General features: G+C 38.6%; 16 protein-coding genes. 4 read left to right on the top strand and 12 right to left on the bottom strand.

Translation table 11 applies throughout. The features are described from left to right. The 12 genes from ACLR96_RS05290 to ACLR96_RS05235 form a co-directional block, all read right to left on the bottom strand. A partial coding sequence (locus ACLR96_RS05290; protein ID WP_412265375.1) for a GLUG motif-containing protein occupies positions 1–1,281 on the bottom strand: 1,281 nt, incomplete at its 3' end. A 309-nt stretch (positions 1,282–1,590) separates the two neighbouring features. Beyond that, a complete protein-coding gene (locus ACLR96_RS05285) occupies positions 1,591–2,769 on the bottom strand; it encodes an acetyl-CoA C-acetyltransferase (protein WP_177268292.1) in 1,179 nt (392 codons plus the stop codon). 61 nt (positions 2,770–2,830) lie between these two features. Continuing rightward, positions 2,831–3,763, bottom strand: a complete 933-nt coding sequence (locus ACLR96_RS05280) for a phosphatidylglycerol lysyltransferase domain-containing protein (RefSeq protein ID WP_177268294.1) — start codon at positions 3,761–3,763, stop codon at positions 2,831–2,833. A gap of 26 nt (positions 3,764–3,789) precedes the next feature. Further along, on the bottom strand, positions 3,790–4,335 hold the full coding sequence (locus tag ACLR96_RS05275; protein ID WP_177268296.1) for a hydrolase: 546 nt from the start codon (positions 4,333–4,335) through the stop codon (positions 3,790–3,792). Then, the gene (gene surE / locus ACLR96_RS05270; protein ID WP_177268304.1) at positions 4,335–5,096 is read right to left on the bottom strand and encodes a 5'/3'-nucleotidase SurE; all 762 of its coding nucleotides are present in this window, start codon (positions 5,094–5,096) and stop codon (positions 4,335–4,337) included. The genes ACLR96_RS05275 and surE overlap by 1 nt, the downstream gene beginning before the upstream one ends. 151 nt (positions 5,097–5,247) lie before the next feature. Continuing rightward, complete coding sequence (locus tag ACLR96_RS05265) at positions 5,248–5,973, bottom strand: NAD-dependent protein deacylase (protein WP_177268306.1); 726 nt, start codon at positions 5,971–5,973, stop codon at positions 5,248–5,250. A gap of 14 nt (positions 5,974–5,987) precedes the next feature. Continuing rightward, positions 5,988–6,668: a TIGR00266 family protein gene (locus tag ACLR96_RS05260; protein WP_177268308.1), complete on the bottom strand. Its 681-nt coding sequence runs from the start codon at positions 6,666–6,668 to the stop codon at positions 5,988–5,990. A gap of 131 nt (positions 6,669–6,799) precedes the next feature. After that, positions 6,800–7,549, bottom strand: a complete 750-nt coding sequence (locus ACLR96_RS05255) for a TIGR03915 family putative DNA repair protein (RefSeq protein WP_177268310.1) — start codon at positions 7,547–7,549, stop codon at positions 6,800–6,802. Further along, the gene (locus ACLR96_RS05250) at positions 7,546–9,054 is read right to left on the bottom strand and encodes a putative DNA modification/repair radical SAM protein (protein ID WP_177268312.1); all 1,509 of its coding nucleotides are present in this window, start codon (positions 9,052–9,054) and stop codon (positions 7,546–7,548) included. The genes ACLR96_RS05255 and ACLR96_RS05250 overlap by 4 nt, the downstream gene beginning before the upstream one ends. A 398-nt stretch (positions 9,055–9,452) precedes the next feature. Next, positions 9,453–11,129 (bottom strand): amidohydrolase family protein, encoded by a 1,677-nt coding sequence (locus tag ACLR96_RS05245; protein ID WP_177268314.1) that lies wholly within the window; start codon positions 11,127–11,129, stop codon positions 9,453–9,455. Positions 11,130–11,148: 19 nt separating this feature from the next. Further along, positions 11,149–12,510, bottom strand: coding sequence for an APC family permease (locus ACLR96_RS05240; protein WP_177268316.1), 1,362 nt, complete (start codon positions 12,508–12,510; stop codon positions 11,149–11,151). Between the two features lie 118 nt (positions 12,511–12,628). Beyond that, positions 12,629–13,564: a helix-turn-helix transcriptional regulator gene (locus ACLR96_RS05235; protein ID WP_177268318.1), complete on the bottom strand. Its 936-nt coding sequence runs from the start codon at positions 13,562–13,564 to the stop codon at positions 12,629–12,631. A gap of 227 nt (positions 13,565–13,791) precedes the next feature. On the opposite strand from ACLR96_RS05235, the gene ACLR96_RS05230 reads away from it, so the two are divergent. The 4 genes from ACLR96_RS05230 to ACLR96_RS05215 all read left to right on the top strand — a co-directional run bounded on the left by ACLR96_RS05230 (position 13,792) and on the right by ACLR96_RS05215 (position 18,439). Beyond that, on the top strand, positions 13,792–14,958 hold the full coding sequence (locus ACLR96_RS05230) for a patatin-like phospholipase family protein (protein WP_177268320.1): 1,167 nt from the start codon (positions 13,792–13,794) through the stop codon (positions 14,956–14,958). 98 nt (positions 14,959–15,056) lie between these two features. Then, on the top strand, positions 15,057–16,598 hold the full coding sequence (locus ACLR96_RS05225) for an AMP-binding protein (protein WP_177268322.1): 1,542 nt from the start codon (positions 15,057–15,059) through the stop codon (positions 16,596–16,598). A 4-nt stretch (positions 16,599–16,602) separates the two neighbouring features. Further along, positions 16,603–16,836 carry an acyl carrier protein gene (locus tag ACLR96_RS05220; RefSeq protein WP_177268324.1) on the top strand — a complete coding sequence of 78 codons (234 nt, stop codon included), beginning with the start codon at positions 16,603–16,605 and terminating at the stop codon, positions 16,834–16,836. 13 nt (positions 16,837–16,849) lie between these two features. Next, positions 16,850–18,439 (top strand): MBOAT family protein, encoded by a 1,590-nt coding sequence (locus ACLR96_RS05215; protein WP_177268326.1) that lies wholly within the window; start codon positions 16,850–16,852, stop codon positions 18,437–18,439. Positions 18,440–18,442: the final 3 nt, after the last annotated feature.

Genomic DNA, 18,442 nt, shown 5'->3' with positions numbered 1-18,442 from the left:
TTCATGTCCTGTAACATTACCTGTTGAATAACAATTTTTCACCATCCCGTATTGAGTTCGTCCTGTGATACCTCCCAGCTCACCCCCGCGACTCTTAATATTACCTGCGAAATAACACGCCTCAATCTCTCCGTTATTGATCCCGGCTATTCCGCCTACAAACGTTTGCCCTTCTATGTTCCCTGTGGAATAGCATGATTCTATATTAACATTTCTATCTGCAAATCCGACTATTCCGCCTACAGTGTCATTACCGGCAGCCTTTCCTGTCTGTGTCACTTTACTGCCCGATATACATTCTGAAACTGTAACCACAGTATCTCCAGGAAATGCATTTTGCATCCTGCCTACAATACCGCCTATTCTCGTTGTTTCTCCTGTTACAGATGTATTAGCATAACAGCCTCTTATCTCGTCTCCGTAATTATATGGCGAGGTTGAGCCATCTGTGTTAGCTCCGGCTATACCTCCCACATGGGCTGAACCAGTTACCTCTCCACCGGTTACAGTACAGTCAATAATTCTTGAATCACCAGTGGTAGTCTTTCCATCATTTGCAAAGAAGCCGGCTATACCTCCTACGTAATTTGCCTGTCCGTTTATATTTGTATTCGTTACAGTACAATCACTTATAGTGCCGCCTACAGAAAGTCCGACTATACCTCCCATTTGACTTCCGCCGCTTATATTCCCATCAATTACCTTGCAATTTGTAATATCACAACCTCTGGCATATCCTACTACAGCACTTGTATATGCCTTGTCTGCATTTATTACAGAAGGGTTTTTAAGTACAACATTCTTTATATTTCCATCTTTCACATACCCAAACAGACCGCGTGCATAATTGGCATCAGGAAAGGTTTCTCCCGGAGAAGGTGGGATACACGGAATTGCGCTGTCCATGCCTGTAATAGTATGGCCGCCGCCATCAAATGTTCCAGAAAATGCCCTAAATGAATCGTATCCTATACGAGTCCACTTATGGGCGGATAAATCAATATCTTCTGTCAGTTTAATAGTCTTTCCGCTAAAATTTTTCTGTTCCGTCCTTGTCGTCACCAGCTTGGCAAGTCCCGCAAGCTGTTCTGCACTGCTGATTTCAAACACATCCTTTGTAGTGTCAGCATCATACCAGCCAGTATCATAATTACCTTCATCAGTCCATGTCGTACCAGGGGCTTCCTTTTCTGTATCCTGCGCAGATGCTGTTATCGGTATTATGCCTATTATCAAACATAACGCTAACAGTGCGCTCATCAATTTACTTCTTTTTTTCATCAACCAAATTTCCTTTCTTAGCACACCAACATTCAACTGCCCAAAATAGGCTCGTCTATAAAACGATTTGACTCATTTTATTATGCAAAGTGGCTGTATCAAAAGCATAGCAATATAAAGTATACTTTTAGATATATCGACATCCACCATAAGGATAATTCCTTCAGTAAAGAATAAATCATCATATGCAGGCTGCGAATGGCATTCTATATTCCCCGCCGCATCAAAAAAAAGCTTGCTGCACCGGAGATTTTTCCTGGTGCAGCAATCCTTCCAATATCATATGGCAATTACCTGCCTGATTTTTATTTATCGTTCAACAATCATCGTAGTTGCCTGACCGCCTCCAATGCAGAGCGTAGCAAGTCCCGTCTTGGCATCTTGTTTTATCATCTCATAGATAAGCGTTATAAGAATCCTTGCTCCGGAAGCCCCTATCGGATGTCCTAAAGCAATCGCTCCTCCGTTGACATTAAGCTTTTCATCTTCAAAGCCCAGATCTTTTCCTACTGCTATACACTGAGCTGCAAAAGCTTCATTAGCTTCGATAAGATCGATATCATCTATGGTCATACCGGCCTTGTCGAGAGCTTTTTTAGAAGCAGGTATAGGTCCAATACCCATTATGCTTGGATCAACTCCTGCTGAAGCATATGATTTTATAGTGCAGAGCGGCTTAATTCCCAGTTCATCGGCTTTTTCCTTTGACATTACTATGAGAGCTGCTGCTGCATCATTAATTCCGGAAGCATTTGCCGCTGTTACCATACCATCTTTCTTAAAAGCAGGTCTGAGCTTAGCGATTCCTTCAGCTGTTACTCCGTCTTTAGGATACTCATCTTTATCAAATATGATAGGATCTCCCTTTCTTTGAGGAACTTCTACAGGAACAATTTCATCATCAAATCTTCCTGAATTTACAGCTGCAACAGCTTTTTGCTGTGATTTGGCAGCGAATTCGTCCAGTTCTTCCCTTGTAAGGTTCCACTGTTCGGCTACGTTTTCAGCAGTGATCCCCATATGGTAGTTGTTGAACGCGCATGTCAGACCATCGTTTGTCATCATATCAATAATCTTGTTATCGTTCATTCTAGCTCCCCATCTGGCAGTAGGAACAGCATAAGCTGTAGCAGACATGTTCTCGGTACCGCCCGCAACAATGATGTCGGCATCTCCGGCTTTAATCATCTGTGCAGCCAGAGAAACAGTTCTCAGTCCTGATCCGCATACTTTGTTCAATGTCATAGCCGGTACTTCCTTCGGAATTCCCGCATCCATGGCCGCCTGTCTTGCAACATTCTGTCCGAGGCCCCCCTGAAGAACACATCCATAAACCACTTCATCAATGGTTGCCGGATCTATTCCTGCCCTTTTGATTGCTTCCTTAATCGCAGTAGCTCCCAATGTTCTCGCTGAAACATTTTTGAGACTACCGCCGAAGCTTCCGATCGGAGTTCTTACTGCACTTGCAATTACAACATCTCTCATAATGAATTTCCTCCTTTTAATGATTAATTATTAATATAAATATAATATATTCAAATATATTTTATTTAAATATCCCTATATATTTTGCCAAAAGTTCTACCGGCTTATAAGATAATTTGGATTTTCGCAAATTCTCTATACCCATATCTTCTTCCCGGTTTATATACTCCGCTTTCGAAGCAACATGTTTGCAGAATTCATTGTTTATAGCCTGATACAGTCCTCTGAAATCAGTATTTGCCTTCTCAACATGTTCAGTGACAGTATTCTTCCCCAGCTGACCTCCTACAGCTACAGCTTCTATACTTCCATCTATCATTATAGCTCCTGCGCTGTATCCTGCCTTATCAAGATTATTAAAAACATCTTCCATCGCCTCTTCTTCCATTTTAAGCAATTCCATCTCATGAGGCGGGATCTCCTTTTTTCTGTTGAAATCTGATATGAATTTCATAGCTCTGTCAGCCATATCTTCGGTAAGCTCTACATATTCATATTCATACGTCTTCTTAAAATAATTAAGATGATTTTTCTTCCCATGATATGCCTTTCCCTTAAGATTTATCAGATCCTGAGTAAGGTAAATATAATCATAATTAGGTCGATCATCTTCAAACTCTATTTCAGGACAAGCTTCAAGAATAATGCCGGTCATATGAGACGGAACCAGTCTCAAGCTAAAAGGCTGACCCTTTTTTTCAAATATCTCTTTGCTTTTATATATAGTCTCTCTCAGGGCATCTTTATCATATTTCCCGTCTTTTGTAAGAGGAGGAAACATAAACGGAAGAATTATATCCTCTTCAAGTTCTAAATGACTCACTCCGCTTATACACATATACTCGCCCACGAGATCCCAGCTAAACTGATTGATATTTCGCCACATATACTGAGATGAAAATGAGAGCCCCGATGTCTTATATTCATATCCGTTTAAATATTCTTCGAGTATCTCTCTATTGTCTATAGATATCTCGTTATCAAACATAAACATTGTCTTTCTCTCTTCCCACGGTCTTCTTATTTCACTATAGCTGAGACCGCCTTAAATCCTTCGGCTTTAGAATCCCTCAGAATCTCATACAATATCGATTCATAAGTTGTTATGACCGCTCCTGCCTCACCCATTCTGGTTATACTCCAAAGCTTATCTTCCTCACTTCTTGATGATACGCAGTCTACAGCCAAATACACATTATAGCCGGCTTCCATCAGCTGCAATACAGTCTGCTGTACACATATATGCGCCTCTATTCCGCATACTACTATATTTTTTTTGTCAAATCCTTTTATTTTAGCAGCAAACTCCTCATTGGCCATGCATCCGAAAGTATTTTTCTCCACATGTTCAAAACTGCCCAGCGCCTCTGTCACTGACGGTATCGTTGCGCCCAGCCCCTTAGTGTACTGCTGCGTAACAACAGTAGGAATATCGAAGACTTTCATTCCTTTTATCAGTTTTACTGTTTTTTCTTCAAGCTTTGCTTCGTTGCTCATGGCCGGCATAAGTTTTTCCTGAAGATCGATAACTACAAATGCTGTATTGTCTCTTGTAAGTAAACTCATCACTCTATCCTCCACTTTTTTATTTCATCTACCATCTCGTATGCCGTCAAATCACGGTGTATAGGTGTAATACTGGCATATCCCTCCTGCATAGCTATCACATCTATCGTATCGGGAAGGCCTTCATATACTACAGGTTCTCCGTTATATTTGTATGCTGCCGTACCGTCACCAAGATCCACAGGAGCAAAGAACTCCTTATATTCCCGTTTCCCAAGTGTTGTATACTTCAGTCCTTTTATTTCATCTTCCGGAAGGTTGGGTGTGTTTATATTCAGTACAATGTCAGGAGATAATGTGCCCTCTGTTTTTTTAAGAACTTCAACCGCCAAATAACACGCATATTCAAAATGTTCGGCATTATGACTATTTACAGAAACAGCCACGGCCGGTACGCCGCATATATTCCCTTCCAACGCTGCCGAAACAGTCCCCGAGTATAACGTATCTGTCCCTAAATTGCCTCCATGATTAATACCGGAAAACACCATATCTATTTTGATACCCTTATCGGCCAGTATCTTCATCCCCAGCTTTACACAGTCCGCAGGCGTTCCGGAAGTGCTCAGTGCATATTCTGCATTTTCAAAACATACTTCACGTACCGATATATGCTTGGAAACCGTAATACCATGTCCGCTGGCACTCCTCTGTCCGTCAGGAGCACATACATAAACAGAGGCTTCTGCTGACAGTGCTTTCACCAACTCTTTTATACCCTGCGCATTTATTCCGTCATCATTAGATACTAATATATTCATTAATCTACCTCTTATATCCAGTTGTATATGGTGTTGATTATATCATAAAAAAATCTTAAAATAAACCGCATACATGTAAAAGTTTTTTGTATCTCAATCATAAAACATCCCCTGAAAATATAGTCTTTTCAAAGGGATGCAATATATACGCTCAATCACCCAGAACCTTGCCTATTGAATCGTTTATAACAAGAGCGGCTCTGTCATCATATTCTGTTTCGGATTTATTTATCAGGATAAGATTTTTTCCTGAAAAATAATTGATCAAGCCGGCTGCAGGATATACAACAAGAGAAGTCCCTCCCACTATAAGAGTATCTGCTTTGCTTATAGCATTCACAGCGCCCATCACAACTCTCTCATCGAGTGATTCTTCATAAAGAACCACCTCCGGTTTCACAATACCTCCACACTTTTTACACTTAGGAACTCCGATTTCACAATTGCTTTCATCTATTATATATTCCAAATCATAACCGGTTCCGCACTCCATACATTTGTTTCTGAGGACAGACCCATGCAACTCATAAACAATTCTGCTTCCTGCCTTCTGATGAAGTCCGTCTATATTTTGCGTTACTACACCGGTTAATTTCCCCGTTTTTTCCATTTCTGCAAGAGCTATATGCGCTTTATTAGGCTGTGCATCAGGATATAACAAATTTTTCTTATAATAATCAAAGAACATCTCTGTATGTTCCATAAAAAATGACCTTGAAAGCATTTGTTCCGGTGAATATCCATATTTATTCATAGCGTTGTAAAGACCTGATTCCGATCTGAAGTCAGGTATATTGCTTTCAGTAGAAACTCCGGCCCCTCCGAAAAACACTACCGATTTGCTCTCATCTACTGCTTTTCTTACCCTTTTGTCCATATTACTGTTCTCCATTAGTTTCCCGAAGGGAAGTACGGTCTGAGAACTCCTGCAACATTTGACAAAGGCATCGTCTGAAGCCAAACATGACCGGGACCTGTTATGACAGTATTAAATAATCCTTCTCCTCCCAGGAATTTATTTTTCATCCCCGGAACTGTCTGTATTTCCATATTACATGTCGCAGACATTGCAGCAAGATGACCTGTATCTACTATCAGCTGTTGTCCTGCTTTCAGAGAATATTCTATAACATGGCCGTCAAACTCTCCGAACACAATGCCATTTCCGCTAAGCTTCTGCATAACAAAACCTTCTCCGCCAAACAGTCCACTGCCTATCTTTTTATTAAAAAATACTGAAAGATCGATGCCTATTTCTCCTGCAAGAAATACGCTCTTCTGACATATAAGCTCATTGCCCGGTGAGATCTCAAAAGCCCTTATAGATCCCGGAAAACTTGATGCAAATGCAATCATTCCCGGTCCTCCCTGAGCAGTATATATGTTCTGAAAAAGTTTCTCTCCGGCAAACATCCTGCCTAAAGCCTTTCCTACTCCTCCATTGCTTGTAGTCTCCATCTTCATATTAGACGACATCCATGACATTCCGCCGCCTTCAGTCAGCATTTTTTCACCGGCTTCCAGCTGACATATAACTACGGGAAGTGTCTCCCCTTTTATTTCATATTTCATAATTTCACCTGCTCCCTTCCATACGAGCTTTTGTCTTAACTATCTAATTCAAAGTATATAATTTTATGAATTTTTTTGCAATATATACGGTGATTTTTATTAGCAAAGACTATTCCATTCAGCACATTATTTTATCCGTTTTTCAAAACAGTCATTTCAGTAAGATTTTTCCAGTATCTAACAGGCATAAAGTTTTTCTGACATCTGGGATTTGTCCGTTCTCTTACAGCGATATTATCAAAATAATTCTTCCACAATCTACGATAATTCTGTTCATCAGCTGAAACCTCAGGAACATCCTTATCGTCAAACAAGGATATATACCAACGCCTCTGATAAGCAATCAGCGCTTTTCTTCTCCCTATGTCATGTATTATAAAAGGATCGTTCTTATATCTATCGCAGAAATGTGAGGCTATCAGTTCAAGTACATCATTATCAGGCTCAATCCGCCCATAAAGAATATTATTTTTCATTACGGAAAACCGCACAAACTGCAGCATCCTTTCCCGCTCAACGTCCACCTTTTTTTCTATGGATTGAATATCAAACACCTCCGGGAAGCTATGGAGCATTGATACACTCGCCCCTTTATGAAAACCGAGAAGTACATATTTCAAGATCTTTGTTTCCTTGTCCGAATCATTTGAAAGATAGACCTTATATATACGCCGAAGATCGTAAGATGATATCTTCTTCTCTATTGCCTCATATACAATAGTGGCTTTCACAGGATCAGTTTTAATATCCATACATCCTCCGAGCAAAGTAGACTGATATTCATCTTTCCTGAATATTCCGGAAGCCTTATCGGTATAGTAATTATGGTATATACATGTCAATATTCCTTCAAATGTACCATCATAAAGATAATCTATCATATCAATCCGGCAGAAGACAGCTTTTCCTGCCGCTCTCCTTTCTGAAGCCTGTTCCATGTATTATCAAACATAGATACCTGAAGCCCATCCTCCATCTGTAATATAGCATTTCTTATAACATCCTGCTCAAAACGCCTCTCTCCATAATACCGGCCCAGACAGGTAAGAAAATACTTGGCTCGTTTCAGCACTACTCCCATTTTTTTAAGATCCTCAAACCTTACCGCCGACACTCTTCTCTGTCTGATTATACGTTTTGCTGAAACAGCCCCTATTCCCGGTATTCTCATGAGCATTTCAAAAGAAGCTTTATTCACTTCCAAGGGAAAAAGTTCGAGATTTCTGAGTGCCCAAGCAACTTTAGGATCAAGATCCGGATCGAGATTTATTTCTTTTCCGCCAAATAACTCTTTAACGGAAAAACCATAAAATCGGAGCAGCCAATCAGCCTGATATATGCGGTGTTCTCTTTCCAAAGGAGGTAGCGATGTACTGTCAGGGAGTACAGGAGATTCCACTACAGGGATATATGCTGAATAATACACTCGCTTCATTTTAAAAGTCCTATAGAGATTCTCACTGGTAGTAAGAATACTCTTATCCGATTCCCCTCCTGCCCCTATTATCATCTGCGTCGTCTGACCTGCAGGGGCAAAACTCTTGTCCCTTTTAGCAAATTTCAGTGAAGATACTCCTGTTTTATTTCGCTGTACAATACGGTCTTTCATCGCGCTATCAGTATCTTCAAAAAATCCTATATATTTTTCGTAATCGGCAGAGCAATTCATATCCTCTGTCAAGTCTTCTCCCATTTTGCCCAGATGTTTTCTGCCTCCTCCAATATAGCTTTTTTCTGTATTCAAGTTCTGTCCTTTGAACATAGTTCCCGGACCTGTAAGGATATTGCGTTCTATTAATGAATTGGTAATCTGCCTCATGGGAGCAAAAATCTCCTTTGGTTTTTTCTGAGGTGCAAGCAGTGAGAGGCTCTTTGATGTAGGCATTTCTATATTAACACTTAGCCTATCTGCAAAAAGACCTATACAGTGCAGCAGTTCAGGAGAAACACCGGGGATTATCTTAGCATGTATATATCCGGCAAAGCCGTATTTGACCCTGAGCAGCTGCAATGATTCGAGAATACGTTCTGCTGTATGATCAGGAGAAATCTCGACTGCAGAACTCAAAAATAATCCCTCTATGTAATTGCGGCGGTAAAATTCTATCGTAAGCCTAGCCAGCTCATCAGGTTCAAAAGAAGCCCTGGGAAAATCATTGCTCCTTTTATTAACACAATATTCACAGTCATATACACATTTATTAGTGAACAATACTTTGAGCAGCGAAATACATCTGCCGTCAGCGCCCCATGAGTGGCATATGCCTGAAGCATGAGCGCTTCCTATATTACCATCGTTGTGTCTTCCTACCCCGCTGCTGGAACATGATACATCATATTTTGCACTGTCAGCTAATATCTTTAACTTTTTCATGATGGATTCCATTATCTGCCCTTCCTTTTCTCAAGTAATATATTGTATTTTATCACTTTGAGAACGTATGTTCAATATCAAGAACTTATGTTTTTAAAAAATAGCAATTTACAAGTCTTCCAACATAAAAAAATCATTATCAGATCTATCCTTTTATTCTCTGTTCTTCCAACAATAAAAAAGTCCCCATTATCATGAAAAATCAAATATAACGGAAACTTTTATCAAAATATTCAAACTTTATAAACCGAAATTTTTAAAGGACTCCAATCATCTATACTTCTCTTGCAGATAAAATCTTTCTTTTAAAGCCTTCTCCGTAAAAGCGCCCTCTAAAAGCAGGAGAAATAAGCAGATCACCCTTTATCATAATATCTTCATCCTGCCCTTATATCCATATAAAATATTTTTTATATGCTTCCCTTAATAGTTTTTCCGTCAAATATTACCGTTTCAACATTTATATCTTTTATTTGATTATCCGGGACATCAAAAGGATTCTTATCAAGGATTAAAATATTGGCTATCTTTCCCTTCTCCAAAGTCCCCATTATTTTCTCCCATCTCATCTGAACTGCACTATTTAAAGTATAACCCTTAAGCAGATCTGAAATGCTAAGCTTTGCTGACAGCGGGGGCCTTGCTGAATCCGGATATCTTCTCGGATCCAGAGGGAATTCAGGATCTATCCTTGTTGCTGCCACCTGCATACCAAAGAAAGGATAAGCCCTGTGCAGCTCATATCCTGTAACTACATCACTTGAAAAAGCAACTGTAGCTCCGCTTTTTATTATAGAATTAAACTGATACATTCGTTCCCATTTTTCTTTCGAATAATAATTCATAGCCTCCTCGCCAAAATACCCGCCCGACCAGTGACATGACCAGTTTATATAAACTCCCAACTGCACAGGCCTTTGCATATCAGATGGATCCACGATCTCACAATGAGCAAAGGTCGGTCTGCACACCCATGGAATACCGTTTCTTCCAGCTATAGCCTGAGCTTCTTCAACAGCGTCACATCCTATACGAAAAGCTCTGTCCCCCACCATATGTATATGCAAATCCAAGCACTCGTCATTACACATAAGCAGACATCTTATAAGTTCCTCCTTCTCCATCATTATCTCGCCATAATTTCCGGGATCGTTAATATGTTCATGAAGAGATGCTGAATTGCCGCTCTCATTAGTACCATCCAGAAACAGTTTCATAGTATTTATCTTTACATGATCTGTTGTATACTGTCTCTGATACTTGCGAAGAACTGCTATCTTTTCAGGAAGATCCTCCAAGCTCCAGAATCTTACCATGCCATCATAGTATACATTTAACTGACCTGCCATATCCATCTCATATATAGCCTTTATCTGATCATCATTTTCTATAAATCCATCTGCGATCGCCGTGATACCGCTGTTTTCAAGAAAATTGAAAAATCCTCTCATCGTCTTTGTGTTCAACTCTTCCGGCGGATACCATCCGATAGATCTAAACATATTATCTGCGAATTTCATCCATGCCATTTCTCTGATCCAACCTGTAGGATTACCTTCATTATCTCTTGCGAAAGTTTCCAAAGGACCCGGATCAGGCGTGTTTTTGTCTATTTCCAGCAATTCCAGCATTCTGCTGTTAACCCAGCATAAGTGCTCGCCAAAGTCCTGGCAAAGCACAGGTCTATCGCTTATAGCCTCATCCAGCAAAGCTTTATCCGGTCCTTTCTCATTAAACATAGAAGTAGGATAATATTCAAAATACAAAAACGGACATTCCGACTTAGGATGATTCTCTCCGTATTTTTTAACAAAAGTCAGAAGCTCATCCACATTATCTGTCCATGGAAGACGTACATGCCAAAGGCTTTTTGTCACCCAACCGGGATGTATGTGACTATCTATTATTCCGGGCATAAGAAACTTACCATGTGCATCATGAATTTTTGAATCTGCACCGCAGAATTCTTTTGCTTCATCTTCAGTTCCCACATAAATAATATTCTTATCGTCCAATACTATACAGTCTGCCTTGGGATGTTTCTCATTACAAGTGTATATCTGAGCATTTTTTATTACAGTTATCATTTTATTTCCTCCTTGAACGCTATTCATCTATTTTCATTTCAGGAGGCAACTGTCTGAATCCCTTTGTTTTAATCAGCAAATATATCACGCCGGTCAAAAGCCATATCCCTCCCAGAATCTTCGCAGGTGTTTCTATAAAATAGAAGACCGCCAACAGACTCATCATTCCGAGAGCAGGAACAGCTAAATGTCTGATCATAGCGGAAAATCCTTTCTCTCTGCCTTTGATGATATAATGACTTATAACAGAAAAATTAACCATAAAAAATCCGCATACAGCTCCAAAAGATACCAGAGATGCTGCACCCATAACATTATCCTGATAAAACAGCGCCGTAAGGGCGATCAAGGTCGTCAAAATTATATTATTCACAGGTGTACGGAATTTTGGTGATATCCTTCCAAAGAATTTTTTCGGAAGGATATTATCCCTACCCATGCCATAAAGTATACGTGAAACAGCGCCCATTCCTGCCAATGCACATACAAAACTTCCACAATTATCAACGATAAAGAATACTGTGCCCAGCCAACTCATTCCTATATGAGGGAACAGCTCGAATATTCCGGTATCAGGATCCTGAATATCTACATGTGCTGAAGGCCATGCTATCTGAGAAAAATAAGCCACTATGGCAAAAATTATTCCTGCTCCAATAACTACCCCCATAATAGCCTTCCCCATCACTTTCTCCGGCTCCTTGGCTTCTTCTGCCAGCGTTGTTACTGCATCAAAACCCACAAAAGATGCACACAGTACCGCAGAAGCCGAAAGCACTCCTTTAAGTTCAAAATTATCCGGGTTATAAAATGCCGAAGGATCAAAAAGAGTTCCCGCTCCTCCGCCTCCTGTCACATATCTAACTATACAGGCCACGAAAAGAATAGTGAAAGCAATTGCTGCGCAAGTAACTATTGTATCTATAATGCTTGCTGTCTTTATTCCTACTATATTTATTATCATACCTATGGCTGCAACAACTACAACTATTGCCCATACCGGTATCATCGGAAAATATTCATTGATATAAACACCAAGAAGGAGATAACAGATCATCGGAAGAAGCAAATAATCAACAAGCATTACCCAACCCGACAGAAAACCTAAATGTGGCTGCACTGATTTGCTTATATAAGTATATGCAGAGCCTGCGGAAGGATATGCTTTCACCATCTGCGTATAGCTATACGCTGTAAAAGCCATCACTACTGCAGTCGTACACAAAGCCAGAGTATACATACCATGTGTTCCTGGTGTAAAAAGTCCGTAATAATTGAAAACTACCGTAGGCGCCAGATAAGACAATCCAAACATAATGATAAGCGGCAGTGTCAGTGTCCGTTTGAGAGAAATTTCTCGTTTTTGTTTCTTTTCATTCATAAATAAAACCTCCCTAAATATTACAATGATTATAATTTCATAATATTCAGAGAGTTTATCCAATACAATGTCTTTTAATTGTTGTTTTCTATCTTTTATCTCTATAATAGACAATATTTTATTCTTCAAACATATTTATATAATGTTCCACCATAAGGTCATCTACTATACTCCTGACAACACGCGGTTCATAATAAACCATACTATCATCTAAATGCCTTACGTACTTTTGACGAAACTGTCTGGGAGTACATTTATACCACTCCTTAAAAGCTTTATAGTAATACTGTGGATCCGAAAAGCCACATTCTTCGGAAATCTCAACAATAGTCTTGTCAGTATTTATGAGAAACCACTCTGATCTATTTGCTCTTATATAAGAAAGCATTCTGCGAAAGCCAATTGACCATTTTAACATAAATTCGGAAAGATAACTTCCGCTCAGCCCAAGATGAGAAGCAAGATCATCCAATGTTACTTTTTCCCAAAAACGCTTACCCAGATATGCGTATATTTGTTGACATCTTGCCAAAATATCCCGATTCATTTCAATTTTCCCTGAATGAAACAAAACTATATCAAAGTGGGAAACAAAGAGATCCACTACCGAACTCGTAATATTTCCGATTCTTTCAGCATTTTCCGCTGCATTTCCCTCCAGTATTATCTTCAACAATGTTATCAGTTTTCCTCTCAGTCTGTCGTGATATATTGTAGGGTACTCCATAGTCGTCTGTCTGCAGCCTTCACATACAAACATCTGATATTTAATATTAGGGTATTTTTCCTCAAAGGCCATTAAATCAACATAAAAAGATGCACACATGTTATATCCATCACTGTGAAGATAGTAGGCGTCTCTGTCCACGGAAACATATTCACCTGCATTCAGAGTGAACTCCTCATATGCATACGAAAATTTAACAGTACCTGTAAGGCAAAAGATTATTTCCAGCATTCCTGCATCATGCATATGCAAGGACTTGTCTTTAACTGCATAAACACTGATGCTTAAAGGCTTATCACATATTTTTATTATGTTCTCATTACTCATATATGTCAGATCTCCTCCATATCACCACAATTATTAAAAGTCTTCTAATATGTCCAGTAGATGCTCAAGGTTTTTTCATTTATATATTAATAGCAAAAAATATTTGCAGCAATATATTTGTTTATTAAAGTTCTGCATTATTTGATAATTTTGGCGAAAACTCTCCTTATATATTCTGTCACAGATCTTATAATTTGGCTATAATACTTTAAGGAGGCAGTATTCACATGAAAAAAACAGCATTAGTACTCAGTGGCGGAGGAAGCAGGGGGGCATACGAGATAGGTGTTTGGAAGGCTTTAAAGACTCTGGGCATACAAATTGATATGGTCATGGGAACTTCTGTGGGAGCCATCAACGGAGCCATGATCGTTCAGGATGATCTCAATCTTGCAGAAAATCTATGGCTGCAGCTTGAAACATCCATGATATTTGATATAGGCGAAAACGAAAGTCATACAGATGACACTCTTCTATATGCAAAGGAAATCATTCTTCACAGAGGCGCAGGAAGTTCCGGCCTTTCGGAGCTTCTTCACAAATACATAGATGAAGAACGACTAAGAAAATCTCACATGGGCTATGGCCTTGTAACTACAGAATTCCCTTCCTTTAAAGAATACTCACTTTACAAAAATGATATTCCCAAAGGAAGACTTATAGATTACATCATGGCCAGCGCCTCATGTTTTCCTGCTGTAAGAAAATACAATATAAACGGCAAAAGTTTCATAGACGGAGGATACCGTGACAATCTTCCCGTCTCCATGGCTATGCAACAAAAAGCTTCCCGCATAATAGCTGTTGATCTTCAGGCCACAGGAGTAATAAAGCAAAACGTCTTAAATGAAGCGGCAGACATATGCGAAGAATTTCACCTTATAAAAAGCCATCTGTCGCTCGGCAACTTTCTTATATTCGACAAAATCAACACAACTAAAATAATGACACTGGGATTTCTTGATACAATGCGCAATTTTAACAAATACGACGGAAAGATATATACATTCAGGAAAAATAATTTTACTCCTCATCAGCTGAAAGGCGCTGAGAATGCCGCTGATTTTCTTGGCCTTGATCCCTGTCTGATATATGACAGAAAAAATTTCATATCATTAATACAAAAACAACTTAAAGCTTTTCAAAATACGCCTTCTTTTTCGGAATCTCTGTCACAGTTTAAATCGGTCAAATGGTCAGATACAAAAAAATCTGTCGATATAATAAAAAGTATTGTTGCTGATTCCGATCTTCGCATGTCTTTTGTAATCTATATTTCGGAAAGCCTCAAAGAAAACAGAGAGGAAAGCATTTTCCTGAACCCGTCCGTATTCAGACTTTTCTGCCCTGAAATACAAGCTGCTAATTTTCTTATTCATCAAAACCTTCTGTAGTCTTTGAACCAAAATTAATAAATTATTAAGAATTTACCTCCTTTATATTTAAACATTTCTTTTATATCATGGTCATAACAAAAGGGGTGTGACCATATATGAAAAATATACTTGAATATCTTGAAAAAACTGCGGAAAAAAATCCTCACAAAATAGGATTCACAGATGAAAAACGTGAGGTTTCTTTTCTCCAGCTAATGAACAATTCTAAAAAAATAGCAGGGTCTCTGAAATCCCTGTCTAAAAACAGTCCTGTAGCTATAATGATCGAACGAAGTGTTGAATGCATAGAATCTATGTTTGCCGCTGTATACGCAGGTTGTTTCTACACAGTCATAGATATCCATTCTCCTCTATCCAGGATCAATGAAATATTCCAAGCTTTAAAGCCCAGAGCAGTAATAACTGACAATGACAGTCTTTCCATTGCCGGCCAACTTAAATATCTTTCGGAGGAAGATTCTGAAAACATACAGCTGATTCTATATGAAGAAGCAGTAAAAGATCACATAGACAATAAGTTTCTCAGCAGAGCCAGATTATACATGATAGATTCTGATCCTCTGTATGTTCTTTTTACCAGTGGTTCTTCCGGAACTCCCAAAGGAACTGTCCTTTCCCATAGAAGTGTCATAAATTATATTGAATGGGTATCAGAGGAATTTAGCTTTAGCCAGACTACCATCTTCGGATCACAGACTCCTCTTTATTTTTCTATGTCAGTGACAGATCTTTTTTCTACACTAAAATGCGGAGGAACATATACCCTTATTCCCAAAATGATGTTTTCATTTCCCATAAAACTGATAGAATACATGAACAGCCGGCAGATCAATACAATCTACTGGGTTCCTTCCGCCCTTGCCATAGCTTCAAACTGGAACCTTTTTCAATATGAAAAGCTTATGTATATAGAAAAAGTTCTGTTTGCAGGAGAAGTAATGCCTGTAAAACATCTTAACTACTGGATCCGTTTTCTGCCTAAATGTGTTTATGCCAATCTTTTTGGTCCCACAGAAACAACAGATATATGTACATTTTATGTTATAGACAGAGAATTTAAAGATGATGAACAGCTTCCTATAGGAAAGCCATGTAACAACTGTGATGTATTTCTGCTTACAGAAGATGGCCGCATGGCAGCTCCGGGAGAAGAAGGAGAAATTGCAGTTCGAGGTTCTTTTCTGGCATCAGGCTATTATAACGATCCCGAAAAAACAGAGGCAGCATTTCCGCAAAACCCGCTTAATAAATCATATCCGGAAAGAATATACAAAACCGGAGATCTGGCCAGATTAAACGAAAAAGGGGAATATATATATATATCACGAAAAGATTTTCAAATAAAAAGAATGGGATATCGCATAGAATTAGGAGAAATTGAAGCCGCTGCCATATCCCTGAAAGGGATAAAATCTGCCGCAGCAGTCTGTGACAGTGAAAGCGGACGCATACTTCTTATCTGTGAGGGTAAAGTCAAAGAGCCTGAGCAGATATCAGAAACACTCAAAAAGAAGATTCCGTCTTATATGCTTCCTGATGAAATTATCAAAATAAAAGTTATGCCATATAATGCTAATGGTAAAATTGACAGAGCCAAATTAAAAAAATACATAACAACTGACAGAAAGATGAGGTAACAACATGAAAGAATTACTGAAAATTTTACACGAAATAAAACCCGATGTTAATTTTGAAGGCAGAACCGACTTGTTTTCATCAGGTGATCTTGATTCTATGAATATTATAATGCTTGTATCGGAAATAAACGATGAGTTTGATGTAGATATAAAAGTTCCTGATATAATTCCTGAAAATTTCAACTCCACAGAAAATATAATGAAACTTATTAAAAAGCTTCAGGATGAAGAAATTTAAGGATATGTAAGTTATGAGTTATACAACAATAGTCTTTCTCTTTTTTCTTCTGGCTACAGGAGTACTGTATTTTTCAGTCCCAAAAAAAATACAGTGGGGCGTTCTTCTGGCTGCATCAATGTTTTTTTACATACTTTCATGTGGAGTAAAAACGGCTTTCCTTCTGGCCGCCGCAACTGTCATATATACAGGAGCCCTTATCATTCAAACCATAGAAGACAAATTCGCCATAAGAAAAAAAGAATTAGAAAAAAATCAGAGAAAAGAGCTGAGAAAAAAGGCTGAGAGAAAAAAGAAAATTATCGCTGCTGCATCTATTATACTTATGATCCTCATGATTTTCAGTACTAAATACTTTAATTTTTTTGGCTCCATAATAAATCAGGCTATGAGTGCATCAGGCATCGGGCATCCTATACCTGTACTGAAAATCCTGATGCCTTTAGGGATATCCTACTACACACTCATGGGTATAAGTTATATTACAGATGTATACAGAAAAACTATAACAGCAGAGCGCAATCCTTTAATGCTTCTGCTTTTTCTCTGTTACTTCCCTCATATAATCGAAGGACCTTTTGACCGTTATGCCCCTCTGTCCAATCAATTTCGTCAATCTCATAGGCCGGATTATGACAGAATTAAAAACGGAGGAATACGACTTGTCTGGGGACTGTTCAAAAAATTTGTCATAGCAGACAGAGCAGGCCTTATTGTCAATACAGTTTTTTCACATGAGGATATGTATAGCGGCAGCGTATTTATCATTGCCATACTTCTCTATACACTTCAAATATATACTGAATTTTCCGGATGTATGGATATGGTATGCGGAACTTCTCAAATGTTTGGTATAACTATATCTGAAAACTTCAAACGTCCTTTTTTCTCCAGATCTATAAATGAATTCTGGAGACGATGGCATATCACACTTGGGGAATGGTTAAAAGATTACGTATTTTACCCTGTAAGTCTCTCCGGACATTTTAAAAAAATAAACGAAAAAATAAGAAAACATATAAATTCAAAATATCTCCTTGCTCTCATCCCCAGCGCTTACGCTTTATTCTTCGTTTGGTTCTGTAACGGTCTGTGGCACGGAGCAAGTATAAAATATATATTCTATGGATTGTATTACTACATTCTCATGATGATGGGACAAGCAGCAAAACCCTTATCAGACAAATGTCTTGCAAAACTACATGTTTCCAGAAACTCTCACGGATATCATATTTTTGAAGTTATCAGAACATGTATCATAGTCTGTTTCGGAATGATGATATTCAGGTCTGGCAGCCTGAGTCAAGCATGTTCTGTATTCACCGGAATATTTACAAATTTTAATATATCTCAAATATTCAGCGGTGCACTGATGGTGAAAGGAATCCATATATGGGATTATTTTATTCTTGCGATTTCTTTCATGCTACTTTTAACTATATCATATTTACAGGAAAAGGGTATGAATATCAGAGAAACACTGTCCAAACAGATTATTCCCATTCGCTGGACTATATATATAATACTGCTGTTTTCCATAATTATATTCGGAGCCTACGGAGGAAATTTCGCCAACACTACATTCATATATGGAGAATTTTAGAAA

This window comes from Lentihominibacter sp. (genome assembly GCF_046951855.1).
GTDB lineage: Bacteria > Bacillota > Clostridia > Peptostreptococcales > Anaerovoracaceae > Lentihominibacter > Lentihominibacter hominis.
Note: the sequence above shows the minus strand (reverse complement) of the source record. Positions and strands in the feature narration are given on the sequence as shown.